Below are 2114 nucleotides of genomic sequence, written 5' to 3'. Positions count from 1 at the left end.
GCGGCGATCTCGTCGTTGTTGTTGATCCCGTCGTTATCGGCATCCGGGTCAAGGTAATCCGGGATCGTATCGCCGTCGGTGTCCTTCAGCTTGTCTGTCACAAGGGCAGAATCTGCGGCAACGATGGTCCGGGCAGAAACGAGTGTTGCGGTGACGATAGTGGAACCCTTGAACTTCTTGTCAATGGTGAGAGAGCACCCCGCAGCATCCGAAAGCTGCGTAATATCGCAGCTCTTCAGCTCCTTGCCGTCGCTATCATGCCACACAATCTTATTTGCAAACGGAGGAAGCGTTCCTCCCAACACGACATCGAGCGTGGCACCAGGGCCAGCCGGCTTGTCGGTCACGTTGTACTTGAGGATATCGAGGGAAACCTCTTTAAACGGAACGACCGCAAAGTTCACATTGTGCCAAGCGTTACCCGCGAATCCCGGGGGCAACGCAGGCGATACGGACAGCAGATCATTCGGGCTGAGGAACTGCGACGTGGTGTAGGCGCTGTAGGACTGCACCACGTTTCCTTCCTTATCCCGAACCAAGGCGTACAGGGACGCCGGATCGGTGTAGCAGGGAACCCACATGCCGTAGGTACCGTCTGCTCCGACCTTGCCCACGGCCGTTCCCGTGATGAACTCGGGGTGCCGTTCCAGGATCTTCTTCGTCGTATTCACCCACGTGCTGCGGGGCTCACCGTAGGTCGCGTTGTTGATCGCGCGACGCCCTGCGGTGGTCAGTCCCGTGATTTCTACCGTGTATCCCTCGGCAGCGACATCGGAAGCGTACGTGTCGAAGCTCGGTCCGGTGCCCAGAGTCGCCTCTCCGGCCTCCAGCCATACCGTTCCGTCCACCCACGTATTCGTGTTGTGGTACTCGCCCTTACGGTCATTGAACATGTAGGAACCGGGGTTCTCGTACATGAAGACCGCAGCGTTTTGCACGTTGTTCTTGTTGATGTTCATTGTCGAACCAGCCGGCAATTTATTGGACGCCGAGAAACCCGGTGTCATACCCGGTGCCTGGCGGAACATCTCCACGCGATTGCCACGATCATTGGTAAACGGCTTGATCCACACACGGAACTGGTCGCCAGCCTTAGGGTCAAATTCGTGCTCCTGCTTGAGCGCGTCTTTTACCTTGGGAAGGCTGAACGCCCACAGACCCTGGCCACCCTGGTTTGAAACGCCCCAATCTACGTTGTGCGTCTTGGCGGTGTAGATCGGTGAAACGAAACCGTCTTTGCCCATCCATTGCAGGTACACCGTCGTCCCATCAGGAAGCGCCGTGTTCGTGCTCCGGCCGGGGATGCCACTGAAAGCCGCCGTTGTCGCGTCCATGTAGTAGGCATGGCCGCTGACAACGTACGTAGCAAGGCGGAGATCGTTGACGTTCTTAACCGTTCCGCTGGTGATAGCGTCGGCATCGAGGGCAGTATCTGTGGAATAGCCAGGATCACCGGCACCATCTTCCGCCGCCTGTGCAACGGGAAGGTACGGCGAATCCACCGAGTACACACCACTGAAGATAAGCGCTGTAGCCACGCCGAGGGAAGTGACCCTCTTCAGAGATATATTCATAATTCTCCTTGTGATTAGGACTTGCAAGCCCCGGAAAACTCTGTTCGCAGCGCGCCGTACGTGCGCACGTAAAAGGCAAGCGCCGCAGACGCGAGGCCCGGCTGGAAGGAAATTTTATAAGCCGGGCGCTCGCATCTACTTAGATAATACTCAGTTTTTATTAAGGTTCTATCGACATAGGGAAGTAGACGAGCTCCTTCCCCTAATCTCATCCTGTATCTTCTGTCCCATTTTTAACATTTATATATTTGAGACACTTTGCTAAAGCTGCAGTTTACGTGATACCTAAGAGAAAAAACGTCACAACGTGCGTTTTTATAAAGTGTTCAACAGAATTTTTGCCCTCATAACGAATATATAAATTTTTCTCAGCTACCCCTAATTTTGGGTGACTAATTACTCAGGATCCAACACCGCCCAACCGAAGGTCTTGGGTCCTGCACCCCTGGACCGGCAAACTCCGGACGCGCATAAAAAACTCCCGGGTCACCATGTGGTGACCCGGGAGCCTCCGCAGGACCAGATGCGGAGCTTAAAAAT

Annotated in this window: 1 pseudogene; it reads right to left on the bottom strand. The window is 54.8% G+C overall.

Annotated features, from left to right (window positions below):
* A pseudogene (locus HMPREF3044_RS08865) lies at positions 1-1574 on the bottom strand (hypothetical protein); the annotation flags it as partial.
* Between the last annotated feature and the right edge of the window lie 540 nt (positions 1575-2114).

This window comes from Corynebacterium sp. HMSC073D01 (assembly GCF_001815555.1).
GTDB lineage: Bacteria > Actinomycetota > Actinomycetes > Mycobacteriales > Mycobacteriaceae > Corynebacterium > Corynebacterium glucuronolyticum.
The sequence above is the reverse complement of the archived record's forward strand: the minus strand, read 5'-3'. Positions and strand labels throughout refer to the sequence as shown.